This window comes from Streptomyces sp. NPDC007971 (assembly GCF_042958635.1).
Lineage (GTDB): Bacteria > Actinomycetota > Actinomycetes > Streptomycetales > Streptomycetaceae > Streptomyces.
Genome location: NZ_JBIBJK010000006.1, coordinates 254,331 through 278,164, shown reverse-complemented (window position 1 = coordinate 278,164; position 23,834 = coordinate 254,331). Strand labels below are relative to the sequence as shown.

The following is a 23,834-nucleotide window of genomic DNA, read 5'->3' as shown; positions in this document are numbered from 1 at the left end:
GCGCGCGGGGCGCGATCGGCGTCCGTCGTATGGACGCAACGTGACGGGAGTGGAAAGCTCGAAGGACCGCGGGCGTCGCAGGAGCCGCCAGTGCACGCGGTGCCGCGTGTCCGCGCCCACAGTGACCTCACCGTGCACGGGAGGCAGGATCATGGGCGACAAGGCGCAATCACACCCCGGAGCCGCCGGCAGGGCAGTAGCGGCCGACCACCCCGCGTCCGTACGGAATGTGGTGCTGGTCGGCCACTCCGGATCGGGAAAAACCACACTGGTGGAGGCCCTCGCGCTGACCGCGGGGGCGGTGAACCGGGCGGGCCGTGTGGAGGACGGCGGCACCGTCTCCGACTACGACGACATCGAGCACCGGCAGCAGCGCTCGGTACAGCTCTCCCTGGCGCCGGTGGAATGGGACGGCATCAAGGTCAACATCCTCGACACCCCCGGGTACGCCGACTTCGTCGGGGAGCTGAGGGCCGGTCTGCGCGCGGCGGACGCGGCCCTCTTCGTCGTCTCGGCCTCGGACGGGGTGGACGGCTCGACCCGGATGGTCTGGGAGGAGTGCCAGGCCGTCGGCATGCCCCGCGCGATCGTGATCACGCACCTGGAGGCCGCCCGCGCGGACTTCGAGGAGATGACCCGGGTGTGCGCCGAGGCCTTCGGCGCGGACGACCCGGACGCCGTGCTGCCGCTGTACCTGCCGCTGCGCGGGCCGGAGGGCCCCGACGGGCACGCGCCCGTGACCGGGCTGATCGGCCTGCTGTCACAGAAGCTGTTCGACTACGCGAGCGGTGAGCGCAAGGAGTCCGAGCCCGGCGACGACCAGCTGCCGGACATCGCCGAGGCCCGCAACCGGCTCATCGAGGGGATCATCGCCGAGAGCGAGGACGAGACCCTCATGGACCGCTATCTGGGCGGCGAGCAGATCGATGTGAAGACCCTGATCGAGGACCTGGAGCGGGCCGTCGCACGGGGCACGTTCTTCCCCGTCCTGGCGGCCGCCCCCGCCGCCGAGGGCGCCAAGCAGGGCCTCGGCACGGTGGAGCTGCTGGAGCTGATCACCGGCGGGTTCCCGACCCCGTTCGAGCACCCCATGCCCGGGGTCACCACCGTCGACGGCAAGCCACGCGAGCTGAAGGCCTGCGACACGAGCGGACCACTGGTCGCCGAGGTCGTCAAGACGGCCTCCGACCCCTACGTCGGGCGCATCTCCCTCGTCCGCGTCTTCTCCGGCACCCTGCGGCCCGACGAGACGGTGCACGTCTCCGGGCACGGCCTGGCCGACCGCGGGCACGAGGACCACGACGTCGACGAGCGCATCGGCGCGCTGTCCATGCCCTTCGGCAAACAGCAGCGCCCGGTGACGCACGCCGTCGCGGGCGACCTGGTGTGTGTGGCCAAGCTGAGCCGGGCCGAGACCGGGGACACGCTCTCGCCCAAGGACGACCCGCTCCTGATGGAGCCCTGGCAGATGCCCGACCCGCTGCTGCCGCTGGCCATCCAGGCGCACAGCAAGACCGACGAGGACAAGCTCTCGCAGGGCCTTTCCCGGCTGGTCGCCGAGGACCCGACGATGCGCCTGGAGCAGAACCAGAACACCCACCAGGTGGTCCTGTGGTGCCTGGGCGAGGCCCATGCGGACGTCGCCCTGGAGCGGCTGCGCAGCCGGTACGGCGTCCAGGTCGACGTCGTCCCGCACCGGGTCTCCCTGCGGGAGACGTTCGCCGACAGGGCGGCGGGACGCGGCCGGCACGTCAAGCAGTCCGGGGGGCACGGGCAGTACGCCATCTGCGAGATCGAGGTGGAGCCGCTGCCCGGCGGCTCGGGCATCGAGTTCGTGGACAAGGTGGTGGGCGGCGCCGTACCGCGCCAGTTCATCCCCTCGGTGGAAAAGGGCGTACGGGCGCAGGCCACGAAGGGAGTCGCGGCCGGCTATCCGCTGGTGGACGTGCGGATCACGCTGCTGGACGGCAAGGCGCACTCGGTGGACTCCTCCGACGCCGCCTTCCAGACGGCGGGCGCGCTGGCCCTGCGGGAGGCCGCGGCCGAGAGCCGGATCCATCTGCTGGAACCGGTGGCCGAGGTGACCGTGCTGGTGGCCGACGACTACGTGGGCGCGGTGATGAGCGACCTGTCGACTCGGCGCGGCCGGGTGCTCGGCACCGAACAGGTGGGCTCCGGCCGGACCCTGATCCGTGCCGAGGTGCCCGAGTTCGAGATCGGCCGCTACGCGATCGACCTGCGTTCCCTGTCGCACGGCACGGCCCGCTTCAGCCGGGCGTACGCGCGGCACGAGCCGATGCCGCCGCAGATCGCGGAGCGGATCCGTGAACAGGCGGGCGAGACGCCGTAGCGCACCACCGTTCGACCGGCGTGCGCCGGCGCTCCCAGTGAGCCGCCGGGGCACGCCGGTGCATGGAGTCCGGACGCCCGCAGGGGCACGCCGGTGTCGGGAGTCCGAGCGCCCCCGAGGGGACGCCGGAGCCGGGGAGTCCGGACGCCCCCGAGGGGACGCCGGCGCCGGAGGGTCCGGGCGCGCGGGCTCCAGGGGCCGAGCGCTGCCGGGCTCCCGGCACCGGCCGGCGCGCCCCGGGACGGACGGGCAGCCGAAAGGGCTTCGGCCGTCCGCCGACGCACTGTCAGTTGCTGCGGATACGCTGATCACCTGATCGCGTCGTGCCGAACTCGGGCGGTACCGGAGTGGTATCGGCACGTCGTCCGGGCCAACAGGTGTGCGGAGCAAGGAAGTCGGGAAGGCCGCAGGAGCGAGACCGGCGGCGAGGGGGGCGGCAATGTCGGTGGGAACGGAGTGGGACGGGCCTCAGGTGCCCGTCTCCGGGGACGAGGGCCAGGCGGCGACCTTCGCACTGGCCTCGGCGGCCTACCGGGACAATGTGCTCGACGAGATCAAGAAGGCCGACAACGACTGGCACCAGTCGACCGTCAAGCCGGGCCGCAAGTGGGCCACGATCTTCCGGCCCAATCTCGGCGAGGCCTTCTCCCGGGCCGTCGTCGACCGGATGCTCGCCCCCGGCCGCAAGCCGCTCATCCAGTCCTTCGGCGCCGAGCCCGCGGTCGTCGTGGAGCACTGCATGGCGGCCAACAACATCCGCCGGGACCGCGACAACCGGCTGTCCCTGCTCATGGTCGTGTGCGGCCTGATCTTCCTGCCGGGACTCGTCGGCTGGCTGATCGTCTTCCAGCTGCGCCGGTTCGTCGGCAGGCGCGACGCCAAGCGCGCCGGGTGGGCGGCCAGCGCCCTGCTCTACGGAGTCGGTCTGCTGGCCGTCCTCTTCCTGCTGAAGATGCCGCTCCACGGCTTCTGGGCCTGGTACGCACGGGCTGCGGTGATCGCCCCGGTGCTGGGGTGGTTCCTGGCCAAGCGGATCTGCGAGCGCACCGCGAAGGACCTGCGGGCGCGCTGGGACGCCCTGCTCTCCGGCAGCAGCATCGGGGCGAAGGTCCCCGAGGCGGTGCCGCGCGGCCCGGGCGAGACCGCGGCGGAGCAGCTGCGCCAGTCGCTGGCCCGGCTCAGCGCCGAGCAGCAGTCCAACTCGGTCTTCTACGCCGGCCCCAAGGGCATACTCGGCATGGGCACCCGCTGGGGTGCCTGGCAGCTCGCCGAGGACCTGGTGTCGGCCGACCCCACCCGGGAGATCCACCCCTTCCGCAGCTGGGACGTCGTGCGGGCGATCCACGACCAGCTGCGCATGCTGGAGCGCGGCCCGCTGAACACCGGTGGCTTCCCCCGGCCGTCGATACGCCACTGGATCGTCACGCCGATCGGCGAGAAGGCCGGGGCGGTGTCCCGGCCGGAGGGCACGGACGTCGAGGCGTTCCAGGTCAAGACGCACGCCATACAGGACATCTGCAACAAGCAGCAGTTCGGCAGCGGTGACCGGCACTACCTGGGTGTGCAGTGGACGCTGTGGGACGGGCAGCTGGTCATCACCTTGCTGATCACGGTGACCGTGCTGCACGAGACGCTGCGCATCGAGGTGACCGGGCATGCCCTGGGGCCGGTGAATCCGCTGTTCAACGCCAAGCCCGAGGCGCCGACCAAGCAGGTCACCAAGTCTCTCAAGCCCTGGGAGACGCGGACGGTCAAGCTGCCGCTGGTCCCCACCGACGAGGTGGTGCGGCTGGCCGCCCGCGCTCCGCTGACCTGGTATCCGCCGCTGCTCAACTGGCTCGGCGGTTCGCTGGCCCTGCCCGAGCCGTTCGGCCTGCGGCACGCCTGGGCCGATCAGCCCTGGCGCCACCGCTTCATGGCCGACGACGCGCTGCGTGCGGCCACGCCGGTGCTGAGGGTGGTCCACTCGGCGGCTCTCCGCGTCCTGAGGGAGAACGGCGTGGACACGGAGAAGTTCGGCAACCGCTCGTCCGTCCTGAGCGGGCTGGTCCAGGATCCGACGCCGCGGAAGGCGGACCTGTACGACGCGTAGGCCCCCGGCGGTCCGGCAGGTGACGGGTGGCTCCGGCTTCCCGCTCCGGTGACGGGCCGCCCCAGGTTCCAGGCCCGGTGACGGACCTCCGGATGCCCGGTCCGATGACGGCCGCTCCCCGTTTCAGGCCCGGTGACGGACGCTGTTGCAGACCCGGTGACGGACGCTCCGGCTGCTCGGTCCGGTGACGGACGCTCGAATTTCACGGTCCGGGGGCTGCCGCCCCCGGACCCCGCTTCGCCACCGAACAGGGCTTGTCCACGAACGCCGGGCGGGCCGGCTGCGGCGCCCCGTCAGCTCCTGGGCCAGGCCTCGGCCAGCATCTTCCTCGTATCGGCGAGCAGCTGCGGCAGCACCTTCGTGTGGCCGACCACGGGCATGAAGTTCGTGTCGCCGCCCCAGCGCGGGACGATGTGCTGGTGCAGATGGGCCGCGATACCGGCGCCGGCCACCGTGCCCTGGTTCATGCCGATGTTGAAGCCGTGTGCGCCGGAGGCGGTGCGCAGGGCCGTCATCGCCTGCTTGGTCAGCTCGGCCAGCTCGGAGGTCTCCGGGCCGGTCAGATCGGTGTAGTCGGCCACGTGCCGGTAGGGCACGGTCATCAGGTGGCCGCCGTTGTAGGGGTAGAGGTTGAGCACGGCGTACACATGCTCGCCGCGGCGGACGATCAGGCCGTCCTCGTCGGACTTGGCCGGGATCGAGCAGAACGGGCAGCCGTCGCCGGACCCCGGGCCGGTCGGCTTGTTCTCGCCCTGGATGTAGGCCATCCGGTGGGGCGTCCACAGGCGCTGGAACGCGTCCTGCGTCCCCACTCCGATCTGCTGCTCCGGCTCACTCGTCATGCAAGGCAGCATATGGCTTCGCCCGTTCGTGGCGTGTCGCAGGGGCGAGGCGGAGGACGGCGAGGGCCCCCGGGGATGCGATCCGCCGGGGGCCCTGAACCGGGACGTCAGAGCCGGGGGCCCTGAACCGGGACGTCAGACCTGGGTCCGCTCCTCCACGACCTTTGCGATCTTGGCGATGGCCTCGTCGAAGGGGATGCCGTTCTCCTGGGAGCCGTCGCGGTAGCGGAAGGACACCGAGTTGTTCGACATGTCCTCGTCGCCCGCGATGACCATGAAGGGCACCTTCTGCTTCTGGGCGTTGCGGATCTTCTTCTGCATCCGGTCCGAGGAGGAGTCCACCTCGACGCGCAGGCCCTTCTTCCTGGCCGCCGCGGCGAACTTCTCCAGGTACTCGACGTGCCCGTCGCCGATCGGGATGCCGATCGCCTGGACGGGGGCGAGCCACGCGGGGAAGGCGCCCGCGTAGTGCTCCAGGAGCACGGCGAAGAATCGCTCGATCGAGCCGAAGAGGGCGCGGTGGATCATCACCGGGCGCTGCTTGGAGCCGTCCGGGCCGGTGTACTCCAGGTCGAAGCGCTCGGGCAGGTTGAAGTCGAGCTGGATGGTCGACATCTGCCAGGTGCGCCCGATCGCGTCCTTGGCCTGGACGGAGATCTTCGGGCCGTAGAAGGCGGCGCCGCCCGGGTCCGGGACCAGGGGCAGGCCCTGCTTCTCGGCGACCTGGCGGAGGGTCTCCGTGGCCTCCTCCCAGACCTCGTCGGCGCCGACGAACTTCTCCGGGTCCTTGGTGGAGAGCTCGAGGTAGAAGTCGGTCAGGCCGTAGTCGCGCAGCAGGCCGAGGACGAAGGTGAGCGTCTTGTCCAGCTCCTCGGACATCTGCTCACGGGTGCAGTAGATGTGCGCGTCGTCCTGGGTGAAGCCGCGGGCACGGGTCAGGCCGTGCACGACGCCCGACTTCTCGTACCGGTACACGGTGCCGAACTCGAAGAGACGCAGCGGCAGTTCGCGGTACGAGCGGCCGCGCGCGTCGAAGATCAGGTTGTGCATCGGGCAGTTCATGGGCTTGAGGTAGTAGTCCACGCCCTCGTCGAGCTGCATGGGCGGGTACATGCCCTCGGCGTACCAGTCCAGGTGGCCCGAGGTCTCGAAGAGCTTCCCCTTGGTCGCGTGCGGGGTGTAGACGAACTCGTAGCCCTCTTCCTCGTGCCGGCGGCGCGAGTAGTCCTCCATCACGCGGCGGACGATGCCGCCCTTGGGGTGGAAGACGGCGAGGCCGGAGCCGATCTGCTCGGGGATCGAGAAGAGGTCCAGCTCGTTGCCCAGCTTGCGGTGGTCGCGCTTCTCGGCCTCGGCGAGGAAGTCGAGGTACGCCTTCAGCTCGTCCTTGGACGGCCAGGCGGTGCCGTAGATGCGCTGGAGCATCGGGTTCTTCTCGCTGCCGCGCCAGTAGGCGGCCGCGTTGCGCATCAGCTTGAACGCGGGGATCAGGCGGGTCGAGGGCAGGTGGGGACCGCGGCAGAGGTCCTTCCAGCACAGCTCGCCGGTCTTGGCGTCCAGGTTGTCGTAGATCGTCAGCTCGCCGGCGCCGACCTCGACGTCCGCACCGTCGTCGGACGAGGCGGAGCCCTTGAGGCCGATCAGCTCCAGCTTGTACGGCTCGGCGGCCAGCTCCTCGCGGGCGGCCTCGTCGGTGACGACGCGGCGGGAGAACTTCTGGCCCCGCTTCTGGATCTCCTGCATCTTCTTCTCGACGGCCTTGAGATCCTCGGGCGTGAACGGCTTCTCGACGTCGAAGTCGTAGTAGAAGCCGTCCTTGACGGGCGGGCCGATGCCCAGCTTCGCCTCGGGGAACAGCTCCTGCACGGCCTGCGCCATGACGTGCGCGGTCGAGTGGCGCAGGATGTTCAGGCCGTCCTCGGAGGAGATCTCGACGCCCTCGACGGTCTCGCCGTCCTTGACCTCGTGGGTGAGGTCCTTGAGCTCGCCCCCCACACGCGCGGCGATGATCGAGCGCTCGCCGGCGAAGAGCTCGGCGGCCGTAGTGCCCGTCGTCACCACGCGTTCTTCCCGCTCGGAATCGCGCTGGATGATCACACGGACGTCTGACACCGGTCTCTCCTGACTGAAGGTGGGGTGCGGCGCCATACCAGGAACGCGCGCACAAGGGATCGTACCGACCCGACGGCGCCGACCGCGAAACGGTCACCCTCAGTCCTCGGCCCCGTACCCCTCTCCGCACGCCTCCTCGAAGAAATCGAGATTCTCCTGCAGGGACTTCAGCAGCCGGTCCCGCTCGGCGTCGTCCACCTGCACGGGTACGACACCGGAGGCGCCGGTGAGCCTGCGGAAGCCGCCCCGGCGCTCCAGCCGGCCGTGCACCCGCACGGGGAGGCCGACGAGGTGGGCGTGGCCGGCGATGCGGTAGTCCTCCTCGTCCAGGGTGACGCGGACGTGCGGGACCTCGGCGCCCGCGAGCACCCGCAGCCGTACGGTGCCCTCGCCGCGGGGACCGGAGCGGCGCAGGCGGACCACGGCGCCCGTGATCCGGACCGGCACGGAGGGCTCCTCCTGCACATAGCGGGCGCTCGCCGCACGCAGCACGGGCAGGTCGCCGGGCGAGAACTCGACGGGTTCGGCGGAGACGGCGCAGCCCTCGGGGACACCGGCCCCGGGTGCCCAGGCGACGGCGATGCGGGCGCCCTCGGTGCCCCGGACGAGGGTGATCAGGGCCTCGGTCAGTTCACGGCTGACGCCGGCCTCGACGGCACCGTCGAAGGCGTCCATGCCGCCGGTGGCCCGCTCGTAGTCGATGGCCTCACGGGCCGCGTGCAGGGCCTGGTGGAGGCGGACGGCGAGCGGGCGGGCGGTGGGCACCGGGGTGAAGGCGGTCAGCCGGCGGCCCTCGGCGGCCGGTCCGACGAGGAGGTTCTCCAGGAGGACGGCGGCGGCGCGGCGGTGCCGGGCACCGTAGTAGCCCGCCCGCGCGCGCGTGGCGAGCGCGGCGGCGAGGAGCATCTGCCGTGCGGCGGTGCGCAGTTGCTCGTCGACGATCCAGGGGGCCGCGCCGCCCACGGGCCCGGTCGGGGTGTCCCGCCACCAGCGGATCTCGTCACTGGGCACGGCGAGGGAGATCAGCACCTCGCGCGCCGAGGGCGTGTCGCTGCGGGCCAGGGCGTCGAGGGCCTCGCCGAGCAGGTCCTCGCTGTCGGGGAAGGCCCGGCTCTCGGGCACCAGCAGGCTGGTCGCGCCACCGCCCGGCCCCGGCGGGGTCCAGCGGCCGTAGCGCCCGGCCGCTCCCCCGCGCCGCTGCCAGCCGTGGCGGTGCAGCAGGGCACCGAGCACGGCGGGGTCGACCTGGGCGGGGTCGGGGGGCCGGTTCCAGGCGAGGTCGTCGGGGTGCGGCCGGACCTGCCGGACCACCCCGTCGTACGGACGGCTTCTCATGGCCTGCCTCCCGTCCCGACCCGCGTCATGATCTCGCACAGCGCCCGGTCGTCGAAGATGCGCGAGGTCGGTATCCGCACGGTGGTCCGGTGCCGGCCGGTGACCGGATGGCCGGCCAGGTTGACCCAGTAGCAGCAGTGCCTGAGGTCGAGCCGGTCGTGGCTGGCGCGCAGCCAGTCGTCCTGGGACCGCGGGACGAGCATGACGACCAGGATCTTGTGCACCGAGACCGGTGTGCGGGCGAGTTTGCGCAGGTGGTCGTTGTCGAGCGTGAAGGAGAAGAAGCGGCCCGGGGGGTTGGGCGCGACCTGGTAGGTGCACTTCAGCTGCACCTTGATGGTGACCTCGTCGTCGACGGTGTGTGCGGGCGCGCTGTGGCTGACGTGCCAGTCGATGCCGTTGTCCGGAAAGGGCTGGGACAGCGAGCAGCCCGCCGCGGCGGCGACCGCGTGCAGATATCCGACCTGCAGCGTCTCCATGCAGGCGGTGGTGGCGAGCGTGCCGCGGAGGGGGCCCGTGCGTTCGGGCAGCAGCCCGCGCCGCTCGGGCTGCGCTATGGCCATGACCAACAGCCTTCCAAGCCAAGAGTTTCCCCGTGCCGGGCCGCTGAACTGCAAAGACCCGTACTCCTGTTGTCTCCTCCCGGCGTACGGCGCAAACGGCCCGGGTATCACCAAACGGGCAGAAGACGGAACGTCACCTGCTGTAAGTGAACGAGGAGTTGGGTTCACATGACGACCTGGTACGAGGGGCCGCTGGCCGCCTTCGACACGGAGACGACGGGCGTGGACGTCGAGACCGACCGGATCGTGTCGGCCGCCGTCGTCGTCCAGGATGCGCCGGGCACCCGGCCCCGGATCACCCGGTGGCTGGTGAACCCGGGCGTGCCGGTGCCTGAGGCGGCGACGGCGGTACACGGACTGACCGATGAACACCTGCAGCACAACGGGCGCTGGCCGGCGCCCGTGATGTACGAGATAGCCGAGCAGCTGGCCGAGCACGCGGCGATGAGCCGGCCACTGGTCGTGATGAACGCGCCGTTCGATCTGACGCTCCTGGACCGGGAGTTGCGCCGGCACCGCGCCTCGTCGCTGGACCGCTGGTTCGAGTCGGTGCCGCTGCGGGTGCTGGACCCGCGGGTGCTGGACAAGCACCTGGACCGCTATCGCAAGGGCCGACGGACCCTGACCGATCTGTGCGCGCACTACGGCGTGACGCTGGAGGATGCGCACGACGCGGCGGCGGACGCGCTGGCCGCACTGGAGGTCGTACGGGCGCTGGGCCGCCGTTTCGCGACCCGTCTGGAGCGTCTGTCCCCCGGCGAGCTGCACACGTTGCAGGCCGCCTGGCATGCGGCGCAGGCCCGTGGTCTGCAGGCGTGGTTCGCGCGCAGCGGCTCGGAGGAGACGGTGAACACGGACTGGCCCCTGCGGCCCGAGCTGCCTGCGGCGGCATGAAGAAGGCCGGTCCGCCTGTGGCGGACCGGCCTTTCCCGGTGGGCGATACTGGGTTCGAACCAGTGACCTCTTCGGTGTGAACGAAGCGCTCTCCCACTGAGCTAATCGCCCGGGAACGCACTGAACAATACAGGCCCCTGCGGTGTTACTTCAAACCGCTTCGAGGTACCGCAGCAGTCCGCGCCGTCCGGCGGCCATCATCAGCCGGTGGTTGGCGCGTAAGAGGGGACGTCCGGGTACGGCCAGCCGTCGCAGCAGGGGCTTGTGCACGTCGACGACCTGGTCGTAGCGGGCGAGGGTCCCCGCGCCGTCGGCCGTGACCGTCCAGCGGGCCCAGCCGGCGATGTCACCGGACATGGCGATCTCCAGGATGCCCGCGGCCGGGTCGTGACGCGTCCGGCGGGCGATGAAGCTCATCTCGTACGGCAGGACGGAGCGGATGGTGAGGACGCCGGTGGTGTCGTCGAGCCGGGTGACCGTCCGGACCTGCGGCCACCAGCGGGGGTACTCCTCGGGCCGTTCCAGCACCGCGTACACGGTTTCCGGCGAAGCGGGCAGGGACCACAGGCTGCGGAAGCGGTAGCGGGACCAGTCCATGAACAGAGTCTGCCCTGGTGGAGGCGCCGATCTGAGTACGCGTACTCATGTCCTCTCCTCGTGACGCGGACCACACTCTGGTGGTGAGCGCCGCCGCCCGTGCGACGGCGCTCGCCTCTCGTTTCCCGGTCTCGTTTCCCGGTCTCGCTTCCCGGCCGGGTTTCCTGCCGCGGCGCAGGGCCGGGGTCTCGACGGCCGCGGGACCGTACGGCGCGGCGTCGCTGCCGGACACCCGGCTCGCCTCGCGCCCTCGACCAGGGCGGTCGGCTCCGCCGGCTCGGTCGGCTCGGTCGGCTCGGTCGGCTCGGTCTCCCAGGGCGGACGGTGCAGCCGTCGGAGCCTCAGCAGTCCTTCTCCTCGGCCTCGGTGGCGTTGACGCCACGACCGGCACAGAGGGGAGACTCGGCCATGTCCTGCCGGACGGCCTTCGGGCCGGCGACGAGCACTTGACGTCGGAAGCGACCGGAATTCCGGGCTGTCCGCCGTCGGCCTCGCCTGCCTCCGTGATGCCTTCTCGGAAGTGATCCGGACTCAGATGCCTTGCCCGGCCCTGAGACTTGAGGTCAAGAGGAATTCCTCCCCCACCGCACTTCCGAAGGAACGCGACGACATTCCGGAATACGTTCGCGGGATTTCCGCCGTCGACCCGGTCCGGGACTTCTCCCAGAACGATGGATACGTCCGAAAGTCGGCCTTGACCTTGTTCTGCGGCTGCGCCTTCTCGAAGAAGGCGATCGTCCGGTCGGCCTTCTCGGCCAGGTCCTCGGCACCTACCGAGTAACGGATCGTCACCACCCCCTTCCCGGAACCGCACTCACCGTCGCACCCGGCCCTCGGGGCGGGCCCGCGCACGGCCTCCGGGGCACCGGCCGCCTTCAGGGGCCACGCCGGGCGACGGTGCAGGTGAGGGGGTGTCAGGCGGGCAGGAAGGGCGAGCCGGTCGGTCAGGATCCGGTTGGCTTTCGAAGGGCTGCCGTGACCCCGGACGTCCGCGGCCGCCACCCACGACCCACCACCTGGCACCCGGCGACGGCCGACACCGCCTGCTGGTGGCGCCAGGCGTGCCAGGACTCCGGGAATCCCTGCCCGAGAGGAAGGCGGAGGGGGAAGCAAGCGGAGGGGAAGCGAGCGGCGGAGGGACCCGCCGTCGGCACCGGAACGGGACATGCCGGAGGAGGAGCGGCCCCGGGGTTCGGGCGGCGTCTCGCAGCGTCGGGGCGGCTCGGCGCATGCCGGCTGCCCGCTCCGGAGAGCCGGACCGCTCACACGTCCGCGCAGGTGTGCAGGTGCACGTGCACCTGCGACGACGGCTGCACATACGACGACGGCCCACCTGCTGTTCGCAGATGGACCGTCGTTCCGGGTGGGCGATACTGGGTTCGAACCAGTGACCTCTTCGGTGTGAACGAAGCGCTCTCCCACTGAGCTAATCGCCCGGGCGCAGGAAGAACATTACCCCATGTCAGGGGGTGCCTCCGACCAAGGTCCGACCCGCCGGCCGGCGTCCGCCCGCGGGTCCGTCACTGATCCTTGATCTTCCAGGGCATGACGATGCCGAACTTCCACAGGTAGATCCCGGCCAGTGTCCCCACAACCGCCAGACCGATCACCGTCAAAGTGATGTTCCGGCGGCGCACCCGCGGATCGAGAGCCCGCTGTGCCGCCTCGGTGACCTTGCGTTTCGTCCAGCGCAGCACGAGCTGGGCCCAGACGAACTCGGTCGCCCAGATCGCCATGCCCGCGAAGATCACCACCCAGCCCGGACCGGGCAACGGCAGCATGACGATGCCCGCGACGACGACCGCGAGGCCGACCACGAAGACGCCGACCTGCCAGCTCAGGTGCAGGGCCCGGCGGGCCCTGATGAATTCCGGCGCACGGGAACCGAGCCCCCGCTCGGGCCGGTCCGCGCCCGCCTTCGTCTCGCTCGACGCCACGGCGCCCTCGCCCCGATCGTCACTCCCCGTATTCATACATCCAAACCCTACCCGAGTGAATCCGGTCACCGGAATGGTCGTAGATCTTGGACAAGTTCTCGGCCGGAAGAGTTACGTAAAGGCACGCAAAACCCTCAGAGGGGTTTACAACGGCACCGTAGGTGGCATGTCGATTTCGCCGACGTGCGAATCCCCGAGCGCACACTGAGCGAAAGGCCCTGGCGCTTATGAACACCACGGTCAGCTGCGAGCTGCACCTGCGCCTCGTTGTGTCGAGCGAGTCCTCCCTGCCTGTCCCCGCAGGCCTGCGGTACGACACGGCCGACCCCTACGCCGTGCACGCCACCTTCCACACCGGAGCCGAGGAGACCGTCGAGTGGGTGTTCGCCCGCGACCTCCTCGCCGAGGGGCTTCACCGGCCCACCGGAACCGGCGACGTCCGCGTCTGGCCATCCCGTAGTCATGGCCAGGGCGTCGTGTGCATCGCCCTCAGCTCCCCGGAGGGAGAGGCTCTGCTCGAGGCCCCGGCGCGGGCCCTGGAGTCCTTCCTGAAGCGAACCGACGCCGCCGTGCCGCCCGGCACGGAACACCGGCACTTCGATCTGGATCAGGAGCTCTCGCACATCCTGGCGGAGAGCTAGGCCGCGGCCCCTCAAAGCCGCCCGGCGCCGTCCACTCGGGGAGACGGCTCGGGCCAAGACAACCGCATACGGCACAGGCCGACGCCGTCACCGTGAGTACTCACGGGGCGGCGTCGGCCTGCGCGCGTACGGCCGCCGCCCGCGGGGTCCGGGAACCCTGGCGGGCACGGAAGCGTTCCACGGGCAGGCACCGGTGGGGCGAGAACCCGGTGCGGTCGGCGCGGATGTCGCTACCATCGGCCAGCATCGGCGGGCGCCCGCGCCCGACCCCCAGGCCAGGGAGAGCGAAACGTGCTGATCACCCACGACACCCGGTGTGCCCTCGACACCGTGGTGGATCTGGTGAACACCGTGCCGGAGGACAACGCGGCGGCGGACGGACTGCCGGATGTCGCGGCTCTCACCGATTTCGTACGAAGCCACAAAATGAGCGATGTCGGGGTGCTGTCGGAGTTCGATCTGTCGGCCGTACGCAAGGTCCGCAACCGCTTCGCCGGCATCTTCGCGGCCCCGGACGCCCGGACCGCGGCAGGAATGATCAACGACCTGGTCGCCGCGGCCGGCACCACCCCGCGTCTCACGGACCACGACGGCTACGACTGGCATGTGCACTACTTCGCGCCCGGCGCCTCGGTGGCCGACCACCTCGCCGCCGACTGCGGGATGGCGCTCGCCTTCTTCGTGGTGGCCGGGGAGCAGGAGCGGCTGCGGCGCTGCGAGGCGCCGGACTGCCGGCACGCCTTCGTGGATCTCTCCCGCAACCGCTCGCGCCGCTACTGCGACAGCCGCACCTGCGGCAACCGCCTGCATGTGGCCGCCTACCGGGCGCGGCGCAAGGAGGCGGCGGGCTGACCGGCGGGCAACGCCCCCTGCAGGATCCCCCGGCCCAAGCGCGGAACGGGGTCGGCCGACGCAAGCGCGCAAGGGGGATCGACGGACGTAGGTCCGCACGCGGGACCGACCGGCGTGATCGAACGGCGCGGTCAGGAGCAGGACCGGTCGGCGCAAGCCAGGAGCAGGACCGGCCGACAGACCCGAGCGGGATCGGCAGGTGCGTGCCCGACGGGGGCGACGCCGGCCCCGGCGGGTGGCGCCGGGACGGGCGTGTACGGCTCACAGCAACAGCAGATCGTGCAGCGCAGCCATGAGGAGCAGACACCCGATCACCGCAAGGAAGATCATCAGCGGTGGCTGGGAAAGGGCGAAGAGGCACCCGCGCGGCTCGTCCTTCTGCGGCGCGGCCTCGCTCTGTCTCGTGTCCAGCATCTCGCGGTGATGATGGCCCAGGGCATGCCTCGTTGGCGATCAACACACCCGCGGAGTGCGGGACTTCACCGATTTCCCTACCGGACGGTTCGACTTGCTTCCGATTATGAGCGGTTTCAGGTCATATGCCGTGCTTCTTGAGGATGGCCTCGATGTCGCTGAAGTCCTCGCCGGAGCCGGCACGCGGGGCGGTCGCGGGTCGTGCGGCAGGGGTCGTCCCGGCACCGAGCGAGGGCGCCGAGGCGGTCGGGGCCACCGCCGGGCCGCCCTGGGCACCGCGTGCCGCCTTGCGGTCGGCGCGGGTGCCCCCGCGCCGGCGCTCGATGGCGCGCGTACTCGCGAACAGCAGCCAGGCCGCACCCAGCACACCGAAGCCCGCCCAGGCCGTGGGACTGAACGCGGTGTCCGAAAGCCAGCCGACGACACCTGTCATCACCAGGCCGACCGGCACGAGCGAGTACGCCGCGATGCGCGCGGCCGCGAGGAAACGCTTGCGGTAGGCCGTGACCACCGCGATACCCAGGCCCGCCGCGGACACGGCGGAGCAGACGGTCTCGGCAATCATCCGGTCCTCCAGGCGGGCTCGGGCGGGCGAACGGAACGCGGCGCACGGGCAGAGTGCGCTTCGTCCCTTCCATCCTGCCCCTCCCGGTCCTCGCGATGCCACGCTCCGGCCCGACATCAGGGAGATCTCCGGGTCGCCTCCTCCTGAGGTGCTGGTCCCGGCCCCGCCCCCGTCAGGCGCCGCAGCCTGCGAAGCCGTACCGGGACGTGCAGGCGGGACGTACAGACAGGACGTACAGATGGGGACGTACGGACGGGACATACCGAGCGGAACGGAGAAGGGCGGGGAAGGGCGGGCATGACTGGAAGGGCAGGGAGGACGACAGGGAAGGGCAGTAGGCGCGTGGAGGGCGGGAGCCGTGCCGTCCCGATTGGGGCGCCCGTCTTCGGCCTGGAAGACTGGGCCCATGAGCGACTCCTCCCCCGCACGCACCGCAACCCTCGTCCTCGACGTCTGGTGCGAACTCCAGTGCCCCGACTGCCGCAGCGCCCTGGACGACGTCCGTGCCCTGCGCGACCGTTACGGCAACCGGCTGGACGTGCGGCTGCGGCACTTCCCGCTGGAGAAGCACAAGCACGCCTTCGCCGCCGCCCAGGCCGCCGAGGAGGCCCTGGAGCAGGGCAAGGGCTGGCCGTACGTGGAGGCGGTGCTGGAGCGGGTCGAGGAGCTGAACCGCACGGGTGAACCCTTCCTGGTCGAGATCGCCCGCGAACTCGGTCTTGACGCCGAGGAGTTCGACACCGCACTGATCGACGGCCGGCACATCCTGATCGTCGACGCGGACCAGGCCGAGGGCAAGGCGATCGGCGTGACCGGCACCCCGACCTATGTCATCGGCGGCGAGCGCCTCGACGGCGGCAAGAGCCAGGAAGGCCTGCGCGAGCGCATCGAGGAGATCGCGGACCGGCTGCTGGCCGAGCAGGCCTGACCCGTCCGCGGCCAGGCCGACTGCCCGGTCCACGGCCCGGGCGGGGGGACAGCCGAGCCGTGGGCACTCCCCGGGCCGTGGGCCCTGCCGAGGCCTGAGCCCGGTCCGGACGGCGGACCCGATCCGGACGGCGGACCCGATCCGGACGGCGGACCCGATCCGGACGGCGGGCAACGCAGCGCCCCATGCTCAGAGCAGTGGCTTGAGGAAGGTGCATCTCGTCGTGCCGTAGCCGAGTGACTCGTACAGGCGCTCGGCCGGAGTGTTGCCCGCGAAGACGTTGAGGCCGAGGGTGCGCCGGCCGGCCTCGATCGCCTGGCGCTCCGCCAGCAGCATGAGCGTACGGCCGTGGCCCCTGCCGCGGTGGGCGGCGTCGGCCTCGACGTCGAAGACCCAGGCCCTCCCGTCCCGCACGTCCAGCCACAGGACGCCCACTCGCGTCCCCTCGTGCTCCAGCACGCTGTGCAGCATGCCCGCGGTCGCGAGCCCGTCGGGCAGCAGCCTCTCGTGGTCCCGGCGGGCCTTGGCGCGTGCCGTGTCCTCGGGCAGGCCCCGCTCCATCCACGTCCGGGCGTAGCGCTCGGCCTCGGCCTCCTGCCGCGCCTCGAACTCCGCCGGGGTCATGGGCCGTGCCCGGCTGCCCGCCGGCAGGTCCGGCGTGGTGTCGCCGAGGGACTTTTCCATGGCCCGGTTGGTGAGGGTGTAGCCCAGGGCCCCGGCCAGCCGGAGCGCCGCGTGCGCCGTCGCCGGGACCTCGGCCCCGATCCGGGTGCAGCCCCAGCCGCGCGCCACCTCCTCCGCGGCCAGCGCGGCCACCGTCGCCCGGCCACGCCGTCGGTCGGGTTCCTCGATGCGCAGGTCGATGATGCGGGCCACCGAGTCGCCCATGGACACCGAGGTACCGACGTGGATCACGCCGACGGGGCGGCTGTTCACGCACACCCGGTAACGGCGGGAACGGGTGCCGTCGGCATGCTGCTGAAGCGGCTCGGCCGGCCGCAGGGTCGTGGTCATCACCGGTGTTCTACCCTCCGCGGGGCACCGGGTCAGCCGAATATTCCGGGGGATGTCAGGGATCCAGGTCCTGCCCGGACCGCTCGTCGAAGACGCGCATCGCCTTCGCCGTCACCGGGCCGGGGGTGCCGGGCAGTTCCCGGTCGTCGACCCGGTGCACGGCCTGCACGTCCCGCAGGGTGGAGGTGAGGAAGATCTCCTCGGCCCGCTCCAGCACGTCCAGCGGCAGGTCGGTCTCCTGGGCGCCGGTCCACTCGACGGCCAGGGCGCGGGTGATACCGGGAAGGCAGCCGGAGGCGACCGGCGGGGTGTGGATCTCACCGTCCAGGACGACGAAGACGTTCGACCCGGTGCCCTCGCAGAGCTGCCCGACCGTGTTGCCGAACAGCGCCTCGGAGGCGCCGTGTTGGTGGGCGCGGGCGAGGGCGACGACGTTCTCGGCGTACGAGGTGGTCTTCAGGCCGGTGAGCGCGCCCCGTTCGTTGCGTGTCCAGGGCACGGTGATCACCGCGGTGGAGTCGGGGCGGCGGGCGGTCTCACCGAGGGCGACCACGAGGGTCGGGCCGTGCTCGCCGCGGTCGGAGCCGAGCGGGCCGTGGCCGCCGGTGTAGGTGATGCGCAGTCTGCCCAGCGGCATCGGGTTGGCCTCCAGGACGGCCGCGCAGGCCCGGCGGACCTCGGCGTGGTCGGGGTCGGGCAGACCGAGCCCCCGGGCCGAGCGGGTCAGCCGGTCCAGGTGGCGGGTGAGTGCGAAGGGCTGCCCGTAGGCCGCCTTCACCGTCTCGAAGATGCCGTCGCCGACGGTCAGCCCGTGATCGAAGACGGAAACGCGGGCGGACCCGACGTCCTGCAGAGAACCGTCCAGCCAGATCTTCATGAGAGAGCCCCTTCGTCGGGTGCGGCCCCGCCCGCCCCGCATTCCTCGTACGTACCCGACGCTACAGCCAGCAGCCGGGACGCCTTCAGTTCGGTCTCCCGCCACTCCCCCTCGGGGTCGGATCCCCAGGTGATGCCGGCGCCGGTGCCGAAGCGCAGCGCGCCGGCGTCCCGGTCGATCCAGAAGGTGCGGATGCCCACGGCCAGCTCACCCGCGCCCCGGTCGGCGTCGACCCAGCCGATGCCGCCGCAGTACGGACCCCGCGGCGCGGTCTCCAGGGTCTCGATGATCCTGAGGGCACTCGACTTGGGGGCGCCGGTGACCGAGCCGGGCGGGAAGGCGGCGGCGAGCAGGTCGGGCCAGCCGGCGCCGTCGCGCAGTTCGCCGCGGACCGTCGACACCAGATGGACCAGGCCGGGGTGCTTCTCGACCGCGCACAGGTCGGGCACGGACACGCTGCCGGTGGCGCAGACACGCCCGATGTCGTTGCGGACCAGATCCACGATCATCACGTTCTCGGCGTAGTCCTTCTCCAGGAGATCCGCCTCGGTGCGGCCGGTGCCCTTGATGGGGCCCGACTCGACTGTACGGCCGTCCCGGCGCAGGAACAGCTCGGGCGAGGCGCTCGCGATCTCCACGCCGTGTTCCGGCAGCCGGATCGTGCCCGCGTACGGCGCCGGGTTGCCCCGGGCCAGCACGGCGGTCAGGGCGTCCACGTCGGCCTCGGGGGCGGCGGGCGCGCTCAGCACCCGGCAGAGGTTGGCCTGATAGACCTCGCCGGCCGCGATGTACTCGCGTATCCGGTCCACGGCGGCCGTGTAGGCGGCGCGGTCCAGCGAGGTCGTCCACTCCCCCACCGCCGGGCCGCGCCAGGCCCCCGGCACCGGTGCGGGCACCGGCTCCCTGCGCAGGTCCGCGAAGCGGGCGCAGGTCAGCCCGCCCTCGAAGTCCGCGCAGACGGCCCAGAAACCGGAGGAGTCCAGGGCGGCGGGATCGCTGGTGACGTCGAGCAGGCCGGTGGCGAGACGGTCGCCGAACCGGGCCAGGGGAGCGAGCCGAGACGGGTGGTGGAGCACGTGGTCGAGTCTAGGGCGGGTGTCCGACAGGTGACCCGCGCATGTCCCGTCGGGGCCCCTGACCATGCCGTCCATCGGGTGCAGCGCAGCACGCTGCACAAACGCGTTTTTGTGCTGGCCCGGGAATCCGCTAGAGTTCAACACGTCGCCGGGACGCGGAAGCGGACCGAAACGACAGGCGGACGTAGCTCAGTTGGTAGAGCGCAACCTTGCCAAGGTTGAGGTCGCGAGTTCGAGCCTCGTCGTCCGCTCGAAGGAAGAAGGGGTCTTCCCGATCCCCTACACTCCTGGTGGAGTGGCCGAGAGGCGAGGCAACGGCCTGCAAAGCCGTCTACACGGGTTCAAATCCCGTCTCCACCTCCAAGGACGATTAGCTCAGCGGGAGAGCGCTTCCCTGACACGGAAGAGGTCACTGGTTCAATCCCAGTATCGTCCACTGGATCTCATGAAGATCCTTGCCCGCGCGATTAGCTCAGCGGGAGAGCGCTTCCCTGACACGGAAGAGGTCACTGGTTCAATCCCAGTATCGCGCACTCACTGTGACTTTCACGTCACAGCCCGCGGACGATTAGCTCAGCGGGAGAGCGCTTCCCTGACACGGAAGAGGTCACTGGTTCAATCCCAGTATCGTCCACACACCGGAAAGCCCCCGGCCGTCTCGTACGGCCGGGGGCTTCTGCGTGCGCTCAGCTGGAGAAGAGCATGTGGGCCCAGCTCTTCTGGTGGTGCCCATGGTGACCGTGGTGGCCGTGACCACCGTGATGACCGCCGTGCGGGGCGCCCCAGGCGGGGGCGGGCGGCGCCGGGTACGCCTGCGGAGCGACAGGCGGGGCAGGCGGGACGGGCTTGCTCCACTGTGCCTCCAGCTGGGTCAGCGCCTCCAGCTCGCCGTAGTCGAGGAAGATGCCGCGACAGCCGCTGCACTGCTCGATCTGGACGCCGTTTCGGTTGTAGGTGTGCATCGGCGCATGGCACTTCGGACACTGCATGGTCGGCTCAACTCCTCGCCGTTGGGTCCTGCTTCGTGTTTCCCCAGGACAGACTCCGTCCGGCCCTGGTCGGTTGCACCCTAACCCGGGAATCCCCGCGTCAACTGACGGGGGACCGAAGTCATTCGGGCGCAGGTGTCCACCAGGGCCTGCTCCACCTCGTCCAGCGGGCGATCGTCCTCCGCGAGCGCCTTGGTGAGCGCGCGGGCCGCCGTCTGCACGGTGAGCGCGCGGGCCGGGACGTCCAGGGCCGGCCAGGGATCGCCCTCGGCCGGCACGGCAGGGCCTCCCGCCGTGCGGTAGGCGGTCAGGAACCGGGCCCACTCCTCGGGCGACAGGAGGCCGCAGGCGTACCAGGCGGCGGGGCGGGCCAGGTCCCAGGCCGGGACGCCCATACCGAGGTCGTCCACGTCGATCAGACGCCAGGGCCCGTCCGGTGCAGGGTGGCGGACGAGCTGGCCCAGGTGCAGGTCGCCGTGGCACAGGGCCGGGGTGCCGGGCATCGGGGCCTCGGCGCGGGCCCAGGCGGGCAGGGCCTGCCAGGCCTGGAGGACCGGGCGTGCGGCCGGCCGGGGCGTGGCGTCCAGGGCCGTACGCAGCCGGGCGAGGGCATGGGCGGCCTTGGCGGGGCCGCGCATGGGGGGCAGCGGGCCGCAGGGAACGGTCCGGTGCAGCAGGGCGAGAAGCGTGGCGGCTGCTTCCCAGGGGGCCGCGTCCCGGTCGTCGGGGTCCACGGGGGCGCCGTAGGGCCAGAAGGTCACCAGGCGGCCGTGCAGGGCGGCCGGGGCGTCGGTGAGCGGCGGCAGCAGGACGTCGGGGACTCGGGCCGCGACGGCCAGGCGGCGGGCCAGCCCGGCGGAGTCGGTGCCCGGGGCGTGGGCCTTGGCGACGGTGTCGGCGTGCCGGACGACGGTGGCGTCGGAGCGGTCGGCGAGGGGGGTGCTGACGCAGGTGCAGGAGCCCGGGCCGGTGCCGGGGTGGGCGGCGGCTCCGACCTGCGCGGTGAGGGCCGTGAGGACCCCGGGGGCCTCGCTCATGCGGGCACTCCGGGCGACGACGGCGTGCTCGCGCAGGGGCGCGAGGGGCAGGGGGCGGGGCGGGAGGCGCACTGGCGGAGGGTGCAGGGGCCGGAGACGCGGGCGTGGCGGGAGTGCCGGTTCTCGCCGGGGCGGGTGGTGGATCGGGCGACCTCGAAGCCGGTGCCGGGCGGGGCCGAGCCGGGCCCTGTGCGTTCACCTGTCACCGGATTCCCCCTGATCAGTACGAGCCGGTCGTCGACGCCAGCATCGCACCCGCCACCGACAGCGCCCCGGAAACGGCGCAATGCCGGCGCAGCTCCCCAGCTGCGCCGGCATTTGTGCCGTCCGCCGCACCCCCGTCCCCACGGGGTTTCATGGATGGATGTCCCCGCCCGGACCGCTCTTCCGGGCCTGGGGTCGCCGCTCAGCGCCCCAGCATCACACCCACGGACGACGCCTGTGTGGCCACCGTCTCCCAGCCGTCGAAGACGAGAAGGAGCAGGGCCGCCAGGGGAAGGGCCATGATCGTCGCCACCACGGGGTGGCGTCGGCCCGTCCGGCGGGTGCGGAACGACGTGCGCCGCGGTGCCGTGTGGGCCATGGTCCCTCTCCCGACCGATTCGGTTGTCGTTGACAGCGGCGAGTGCCTGACCTCGGGGGACGAGTGCTGCACCCGCCGCTTGACCTCAAATCTAGGCGCGCGGCGCCTGACCGGCGTCATGCCGTCGTACCGAATCACGGGCCTCCCGGAGGATGAGCCATGACCTGCGGAGTACTCCCCTGGGTGGAGACCGGGTCCCAGGTCTCGGGGTCTTCCCGGAGGGGGGCGTCCGCTGTGTCCCGCCATGTCCGGACGGCCGGGTCCCGCACATCCGGATCCCCGCGGCCCCTCCCGGGTCCGGATCGCCCCGGCGCACGGGGCCTGGCGGCCGCGCCCCCGTGTCCCGGGGCCCAGGCGCTGCGTGTCCCGGGTGCCGGGCGGGGGCCGCACCTAGTGAGTTCGATCACTTCGACCGGGCGCGCGGGACGCGCCGCGGCCACCGGGCGGATGCTCCTGCCCGTCGTTCACCCCCGCACGCCCGGCACCCTGCCGGTGGCACCGGGTCCGCGTCCCCGGTCACCTGCCTCATGGTCAATCTCCGTCCTACGGAAGCACGTTGGAATCACACGGGCCTCGAGAGCACCGCAGACACCGGCTTCCTGACCACGTTTCACCTCGTGCGCCCGGCCCGCACAATCCATCCGCCCGAGAGGGCGCGGCCTCTGCGCGCAGGCGGCTGTGGAAACGTAAGCTGTGCCACGTCACAGGGACCGGGCAGCGGGGATGAACATGGCGATGATGCGCCTGAGGCGCGAGGACCCGCGCGTCGTCGGCTCGTTCAGGCTTCACCGACGGCTCGGCGCGGGCGGGATGGGCGTGGTCTACCTCGGCTCCGACAAGAAGGGGCAGCGGGTCGCGCTGAAGGTGATCCGGCCCGATCTGGCGGAGGACCAGGAGTTCCGGTCGCGGTTCGCCCGTGAGGTCTCGGCGGCCCGGCGTATCCGGGGCGGCTGCACGGCCCGCCTGGTGGCGGCGGACCTGGAGGCCGAGCGGCCCTGGTTCGCCACCCAGTACGTTCCGGGGCCGTCCCTGCACGACAAGGTCGCCGACGAGGGCCCGCTGAGCGCGGCCGACACGGCGGCGGTCGGCGCGGCCCTGTCCGAGGGACTCGTCGCCGTGCACGAGGCCGGAGTCGTCCACCGGGACCTGAAGCCGTCCAACATCCTGCTGTCCCCGAAGGGGCCGCGGATCATCGACTTCGGCATCGCCTGGGCGACCGGCGCCTCCACGCTCACCCACGTCGGCACGGCGGTCGGCTCCCCCGGCTTCCTCGCCCCGGAGCAGGTGCGCGGTGCGGCCGTCACGCCCGCCACGGACGTCTTCTCCCTCGGCGCGACCCTGGCCTACACCTCGACCGGCGACTCGCCCTTCGGGCACGGCAGTTCCGAGGTGATGCTGTACCGGGTGGTGCACGAGGAGGCGCAGCTGCAGGGCGTTCCGGACGCACTCGCACCGCTCGTACGGGCCTGTCTGGCCAAGGACCCCGAGGACCGGCCGAGCACCCTCCAGCTGTCACTGCGGCTGAAGGAGATCGCCGCACGGGAGGCACAGGGCCTGGCCGACGCACGGCCGCCCGCGCCCCGCTCCGCGGAGGCGGACCGCCCGACCGGCCGGCTGGTGGACACCTACCCCGAGCAGCAGCGCACACAGCGACGGACCTCGCCCGGCACCCCCCTGCCGCGCGGCGGCGCGCCCGCCCGGGGCGGTGCTCCCGCGCGGGGTGTCGGCGCCCAGCGCGCCGGCGGCGTCGCCTCCCGGCCGGGCCCCGCCCGTCCGACCCCGGCCCCCCGGGACGGCGGCCCGCGCTCGGGCAGCGGGAACCGCCCCGCCGCGCGGGGCGGGACCGGGCGCGCGGGGCCGCACCCCACGAGGACCAAGCGGCGGCCGGCCAATCCCCGGCTGCTGCGTCAGCGACTGTTCGTGTTCGTGGTGGTGACCCTGCTGGTCGCGCTCGGTATCGCGGTGGCGCAGGGCTGTCAGGGACCGGCGCGCGGGCTCGGCGGGGAGGACCTGCGGCAGGAGTACGTACAGCCGGGCTCCACACCGCTGGAGGACGGGAAGCTGATGTCCGGGCGGTACGACTCGGACATCAGCTGGTCCGGCTCCGGGAAGTGACCAGTCCGGTCCGGCCCGGTT

General features: G+C 71.8%; 22 protein-coding genes and 7 tRNA genes. 12 read left to right on the top strand and 17 right to left on the bottom strand.

All coding sequences use genetic code 11. The features are described 5' to 3' along the window. Positions 1–151: 151 nt before the first annotated feature. Together ACFZCP_RS15130 and ACFZCP_RS15125 are read left to right on the top strand one after the other, a co-directional pair. Positions 152–2,350, top strand: a complete 2,199-nt coding sequence (locus tag ACFZCP_RS15130) for an elongation factor G-like protein EF-G2 (protein WP_391427451.1) — start codon at positions 152–154, stop codon at positions 2,348–2,350. Positions 2,351–2,789: 439 nt separating this feature from the next. Then, complete coding sequence (locus ACFZCP_RS15125) at positions 2,790–4,442, top strand: hypothetical protein (RefSeq protein ID WP_391427449.1); 1,653 nt, start codon at positions 2,790–2,792, stop codon at positions 4,440–4,442. Between the two features lie 293 nt (positions 4,443–4,735). Here ACFZCP_RS15125 and ACFZCP_RS15120 read toward each other — a convergent pair whose 3' ends face one another. From ACFZCP_RS15120 to ACFZCP_RS15105, 4 genes are all read right to left on the bottom strand, one after another. Then, positions 4,736–5,296, bottom strand: coding sequence for an HIT domain-containing protein (locus tag ACFZCP_RS15120; protein WP_362686725.1), 561 nt, complete (start codon positions 5,294–5,296; stop codon positions 4,736–4,738). Between the two features lie 123 nt (positions 5,297–5,419). After that, positions 5,420–7,396 (bottom strand): threonine--tRNA ligase, encoded by a 1,977-nt coding sequence (thrS, locus tag ACFZCP_RS15115; RefSeq protein WP_391427446.1) that lies wholly within the window; start codon positions 7,394–7,396, stop codon positions 5,420–5,422. A gap of 99 nt (positions 7,397–7,495) precedes the next feature. Beyond that, positions 7,496–8,731, bottom strand: coding sequence for a hypothetical protein (locus tag ACFZCP_RS15110; RefSeq protein ID WP_391427444.1), 1,236 nt, complete (start codon positions 8,729–8,731; stop codon positions 7,496–7,498). Beyond that, positions 8,728–9,294: a DUF4365 domain-containing protein gene (locus ACFZCP_RS15105; RefSeq protein ID WP_362686716.1), complete on the bottom strand. Its 567-nt coding sequence runs from the start codon at positions 9,292–9,294 to the stop codon at positions 8,728–8,730. Before ACFZCP_RS15105 ends, ACFZCP_RS15110 begins: the two co-directional genes overlap by 4 nt. A gap of 168 nt (positions 9,295–9,462) precedes the next feature. On the opposite strand from ACFZCP_RS15105, the gene ACFZCP_RS15100 reads away from it, so the two are divergent. Next, the gene (locus tag ACFZCP_RS15100) at positions 9,463–10,188 is read left to right on the top strand and encodes an exonuclease domain-containing protein (protein WP_391427442.1); all 726 of its coding nucleotides are present in this window, start codon (positions 9,463–9,465) and stop codon (positions 10,186–10,188) included. Between the two features lie 39 nt (positions 10,189–10,227). Here ACFZCP_RS15100 and ACFZCP_RS15095 read toward each other — a convergent pair. The 5 genes from ACFZCP_RS15095 to ACFZCP_RS15075 all read right to left on the bottom strand — a co-directional run bounded on the left by ACFZCP_RS15095 (position 10,228) and on the right by ACFZCP_RS15075 (position 12,758). Continuing rightward, a tRNA-Val gene (locus ACFZCP_RS15095) sits at positions 10,228–10,299 on the bottom strand. Between the two features lie 39 nt (positions 10,300–10,338). Then, complete coding sequence (locus ACFZCP_RS15090) at positions 10,339–10,785, bottom strand: SRPBCC family protein (RefSeq protein ID WP_391427440.1); 447 nt, start codon at positions 10,783–10,785, stop codon at positions 10,339–10,341. A 531-nt stretch (positions 10,786–11,316) separates the two neighbouring features. Then, on the bottom strand, positions 11,317–11,577 hold the full coding sequence (locus tag ACFZCP_RS15085; protein WP_391427438.1) for a hypothetical protein: 261 nt from the start codon (positions 11,575–11,577) through the stop codon (positions 11,317–11,319). 572 nt (positions 11,578–12,149) lie between these two features. Beyond that, positions 12,150–12,221, bottom strand: a tRNA-Val gene (locus tag ACFZCP_RS15080). Positions 12,222–12,305: 84 nt separating this feature from the next. Beyond that, positions 12,306–12,758 carry a TIGR02611 family protein gene (locus tag ACFZCP_RS15075; RefSeq protein ID WP_391427435.1) on the bottom strand — a complete coding sequence of 151 codons (453 nt, stop codon included), beginning with the start codon at positions 12,756–12,758 and terminating at the stop codon, positions 12,306–12,308. Between the two features lie 191 nt (positions 12,759–12,949). Between ACFZCP_RS15075 and ACFZCP_RS15070 the strand changes: the two genes are divergently transcribed. Both ACFZCP_RS15070 and ACFZCP_RS15065 read left to right on the top strand, forming a co-directional pair. After that, the gene (locus ACFZCP_RS15070) at positions 12,950–13,363 is read left to right on the top strand and encodes an SsgA family sporulation/cell division regulator (RefSeq protein ID WP_004002642.1); all 414 of its coding nucleotides are present in this window, start codon (positions 12,950–12,952) and stop codon (positions 13,361–13,363) included. Between the two features lie 291 nt (positions 13,364–13,654). Beyond that, positions 13,655–14,215 (top strand): CGNR zinc finger domain-containing protein, encoded by a 561-nt coding sequence (locus ACFZCP_RS15065; protein ID WP_362686698.1) that lies wholly within the window; start codon positions 13,655–13,657, stop codon positions 14,213–14,215. 261 nt (positions 14,216–14,476) lie between these two features. On the opposite strand, the gene ACFZCP_RS15060 is transcribed toward ACFZCP_RS15065, so the two are convergent. Together ACFZCP_RS15060 and ACFZCP_RS15055 are read right to left on the bottom strand one after the other, a co-directional pair. Continuing rightward, positions 14,477–14,629, bottom strand: a complete 153-nt coding sequence (locus ACFZCP_RS15060; protein WP_361130525.1) for a hypothetical protein — start codon at positions 14,627–14,629, stop codon at positions 14,477–14,479. Between the two features lie 121 nt (positions 14,630–14,750). Continuing rightward, on the bottom strand, positions 14,751–15,194 hold the full coding sequence (locus tag ACFZCP_RS15055) for a hypothetical protein (protein WP_391427432.1): 444 nt from the start codon (positions 15,192–15,194) through the stop codon (positions 14,751–14,753). A gap of 406 nt (positions 15,195–15,600) precedes the next feature. On the opposite strand from ACFZCP_RS15055, the gene ACFZCP_RS15050 reads away from it, so the two are divergent. Beyond that, complete coding sequence (locus ACFZCP_RS15050) at positions 15,601–16,122, top strand: DsbA family protein (protein ID WP_391427430.1); 522 nt, start codon at positions 15,601–15,603, stop codon at positions 16,120–16,122. A gap of 189 nt (positions 16,123–16,311) precedes the next feature. Here the strand turns inward: ACFZCP_RS15050 and ACFZCP_RS15045 are convergent, their stop codons facing one another. From ACFZCP_RS15045 to ACFZCP_RS15035, 3 genes are read right to left on the bottom strand one after another with little or no spacing between them, the layout of a single operon-like run. Next, on the bottom strand, positions 16,312–17,136 hold the full coding sequence (locus ACFZCP_RS15045) for a GNAT family N-acetyltransferase (protein ID WP_391427428.1): 825 nt from the start codon (positions 17,134–17,136) through the stop codon (positions 16,312–16,314). Between the two features lie 55 nt (positions 17,137–17,191). Next, a complete protein-coding gene (locus ACFZCP_RS15040) occupies positions 17,192–18,013 on the bottom strand; it encodes an aminotransferase class IV (protein ID WP_391427426.1) in 822 nt (273 codons plus the stop codon). Next, positions 18,010–19,089 (bottom strand): chorismate-binding protein, encoded by a 1,080-nt coding sequence (locus ACFZCP_RS15035; protein ID WP_391427424.1) that lies wholly within the window; start codon positions 19,087–19,089, stop codon positions 18,010–18,012. The genes ACFZCP_RS15040 and ACFZCP_RS15035 overlap by 4 nt, the downstream gene beginning before the upstream one ends. Positions 19,090–19,267: 178 nt before the next feature. On the opposite strand from ACFZCP_RS15035, the gene ACFZCP_RS15030 reads away from it, so the two are divergent. From ACFZCP_RS15030 to ACFZCP_RS15010, 5 genes are all read left to right on the top strand, one after another. Then, positions 19,268–19,340, top strand: a tRNA-Gly gene (locus ACFZCP_RS15030). Between the two features lie 38 nt (positions 19,341–19,378). Then, positions 19,379–19,452: transfer RNA gene (locus ACFZCP_RS15025), tRNA-Cys, on the top strand. A 1-nt stretch (position 19,453) separates the two neighbouring features. Continuing rightward, positions 19,454–19,525, top strand: a tRNA-Val gene (locus ACFZCP_RS15020). A gap of 25 nt (positions 19,526–19,550) precedes the next feature. Then, a tRNA-Val gene (locus ACFZCP_RS15015) sits at positions 19,551–19,622 on the top strand. A 29-nt stretch (positions 19,623–19,651) separates the two neighbouring features. Further along, positions 19,652–19,723 (top strand) — tRNA-Val (locus tag ACFZCP_RS15010). Positions 19,724–19,775: 52 nt separating this feature from the next. On the opposite strand, the gene ACFZCP_RS15005 is transcribed toward ACFZCP_RS15010, so the two are convergent. The 3 genes from ACFZCP_RS15005 to ACFZCP_RS14995 all read right to left on the bottom strand — a co-directional run bounded on the left by ACFZCP_RS15005 (position 19,776) and on the right by ACFZCP_RS14995 (position 21,698). Then, positions 19,776–20,078, bottom strand: coding sequence for a zf-TFIIB domain-containing protein (locus ACFZCP_RS15005; RefSeq protein WP_362686680.1), 303 nt, complete (start codon positions 20,076–20,078; stop codon positions 19,776–19,778). A gap of 80 nt (positions 20,079–20,158) precedes the next feature. Beyond that, complete coding sequence (locus ACFZCP_RS15000; protein WP_391427614.1) at positions 20,159–21,115, bottom strand: phosphotransferase; 957 nt, start codon at positions 21,113–21,115, stop codon at positions 20,159–20,161. Positions 21,116–21,521: 406 nt separating this feature from the next. Continuing rightward, complete coding sequence (locus tag ACFZCP_RS14995) at positions 21,522–21,698, bottom strand: hypothetical protein (protein ID WP_362686674.1); 177 nt, start codon at positions 21,696–21,698, stop codon at positions 21,522–21,524. Positions 21,699–22,421: 723 nt separating this feature from the next. On the opposite strand from ACFZCP_RS14995, the gene ACFZCP_RS14990 reads away from it, so the two are divergent. Continuing rightward, positions 22,422–23,813: a protein kinase gene (locus tag ACFZCP_RS14990; RefSeq protein WP_391427421.1), complete on the top strand. Its 1,392-nt coding sequence runs from the start codon at positions 22,422–22,424 to the stop codon at positions 23,811–23,813. The last annotated feature ends 21 nt before the right edge of the window (positions 23,814–23,834 follow it).

Excerpts from the sequence above, each read along its gene's own strand:
- ACFZCP_RS15120 (WP_362686725.1), bottom strand. The coding sequence starts at position 5,296 with ATGCTGCCTTGCATGACGAGTGAGCCGGAGCAGCAGATCGGAGTGGGG.
- ACFZCP_RS15125 (WP_391427449.1), top strand. The coding sequence starts at position 2,790 with ATGTCGGTGGGAACGGAGTGGGACGGGCCTCAGGTGCCCGTCTCCGGG.
- ACFZCP_RS15005 (WP_362686680.1), bottom strand. The coding sequence starts at position 20,078 with ATGCAGTGTCCGAAGTGCCATGCGCCGATGCACACCTACAACCGAAAC.
- ACFZCP_RS15050 (WP_391427430.1), top strand. The coding sequence starts at position 15,601 with ATGAGCGACTCCTCCCCCGCACGCACCGCAACCCTCGTCCTCGACGTC.
- ACFZCP_RS15045 (WP_391427428.1), bottom strand. The coding sequence starts at position 17,136 with ATGACCACGACCCTGCGGCCGGCCGAGCCGCTTCAGCAGCATGCCGAC.
- ACFZCP_RS15055 (WP_391427432.1), bottom strand. The coding sequence starts at position 15,194 with ATGATTGCCGAGACCGTCTGCTCCGCCGTGTCCGCGGCGGGCCTGGGT.
- ACFZCP_RS15040 (WP_391427426.1), bottom strand. The coding sequence starts at position 18,013 with ATGAAGATCTGGCTGGACGGTTCTCTGCAGGACGTCGGGTCCGCCCGC.
- ACFZCP_RS15105 (WP_362686716.1), bottom strand. The coding sequence starts at position 9,294 with ATGGCCATAGCGCAGCCCGAGCGGCGCGGGCTGCTGCCCGAACGCACG.
- ACFZCP_RS15110 (WP_391427444.1), bottom strand. The coding sequence starts at position 8,731 with ATGAGAAGCCGTCCGTACGACGGGGTGGTCCGGCAGGTCCGGCCGCAC.
- ACFZCP_RS15070 (WP_004002642.1), top strand. The coding sequence starts at position 12,950 with ATGAACACCACGGTCAGCTGCGAGCTGCACCTGCGCCTCGTTGTGTCG.
- ACFZCP_RS14995 (WP_362686674.1), bottom strand. The coding sequence starts at position 21,698 with ATGGCCCACACGGCACCGCGGCGCACGTCGTTCCGCACCCGCCGGACG.
- ACFZCP_RS15075 (WP_391427435.1), bottom strand. The coding sequence starts at position 12,758 with ATGAATACGGGGAGTGACGATCGGGGCGAGGGCGCCGTGGCGTCGAGC.
- ACFZCP_RS15060 (WP_361130525.1), bottom strand. The coding sequence starts at position 14,629 with ATGCTGGACACGAGACAGAGCGAGGCCGCGCCGCAGAAGGACGAGCCG.
- ACFZCP_RS14990 (WP_391427421.1), top strand. The coding sequence starts at position 22,422 with ATGAACATGGCGATGATGCGCCTGAGGCGCGAGGACCCGCGCGTCGTC.
- ACFZCP_RS15000 (WP_391427614.1), bottom strand. The coding sequence starts at position 21,115 with ATGAGCGAGGCCCCCGGGGTCCTCACGGCCCTCACCGCGCAGGTCGGA.
- ACFZCP_RS15090 (WP_391427440.1), bottom strand. The coding sequence starts at position 10,785 with ATGGACTGGTCCCGCTACCGCTTCCGCAGCCTGTGGTCCCTGCCCGCT.
- ACFZCP_RS15130 (WP_391427451.1), top strand. The coding sequence starts at position 152 with ATGGGCGACAAGGCGCAATCACACCCCGGAGCCGCCGGCAGGGCAGTA.
- ACFZCP_RS15100 (WP_391427442.1), top strand. The coding sequence starts at position 9,463 with ATGACGACCTGGTACGAGGGGCCGCTGGCCGCCTTCGACACGGAGACG.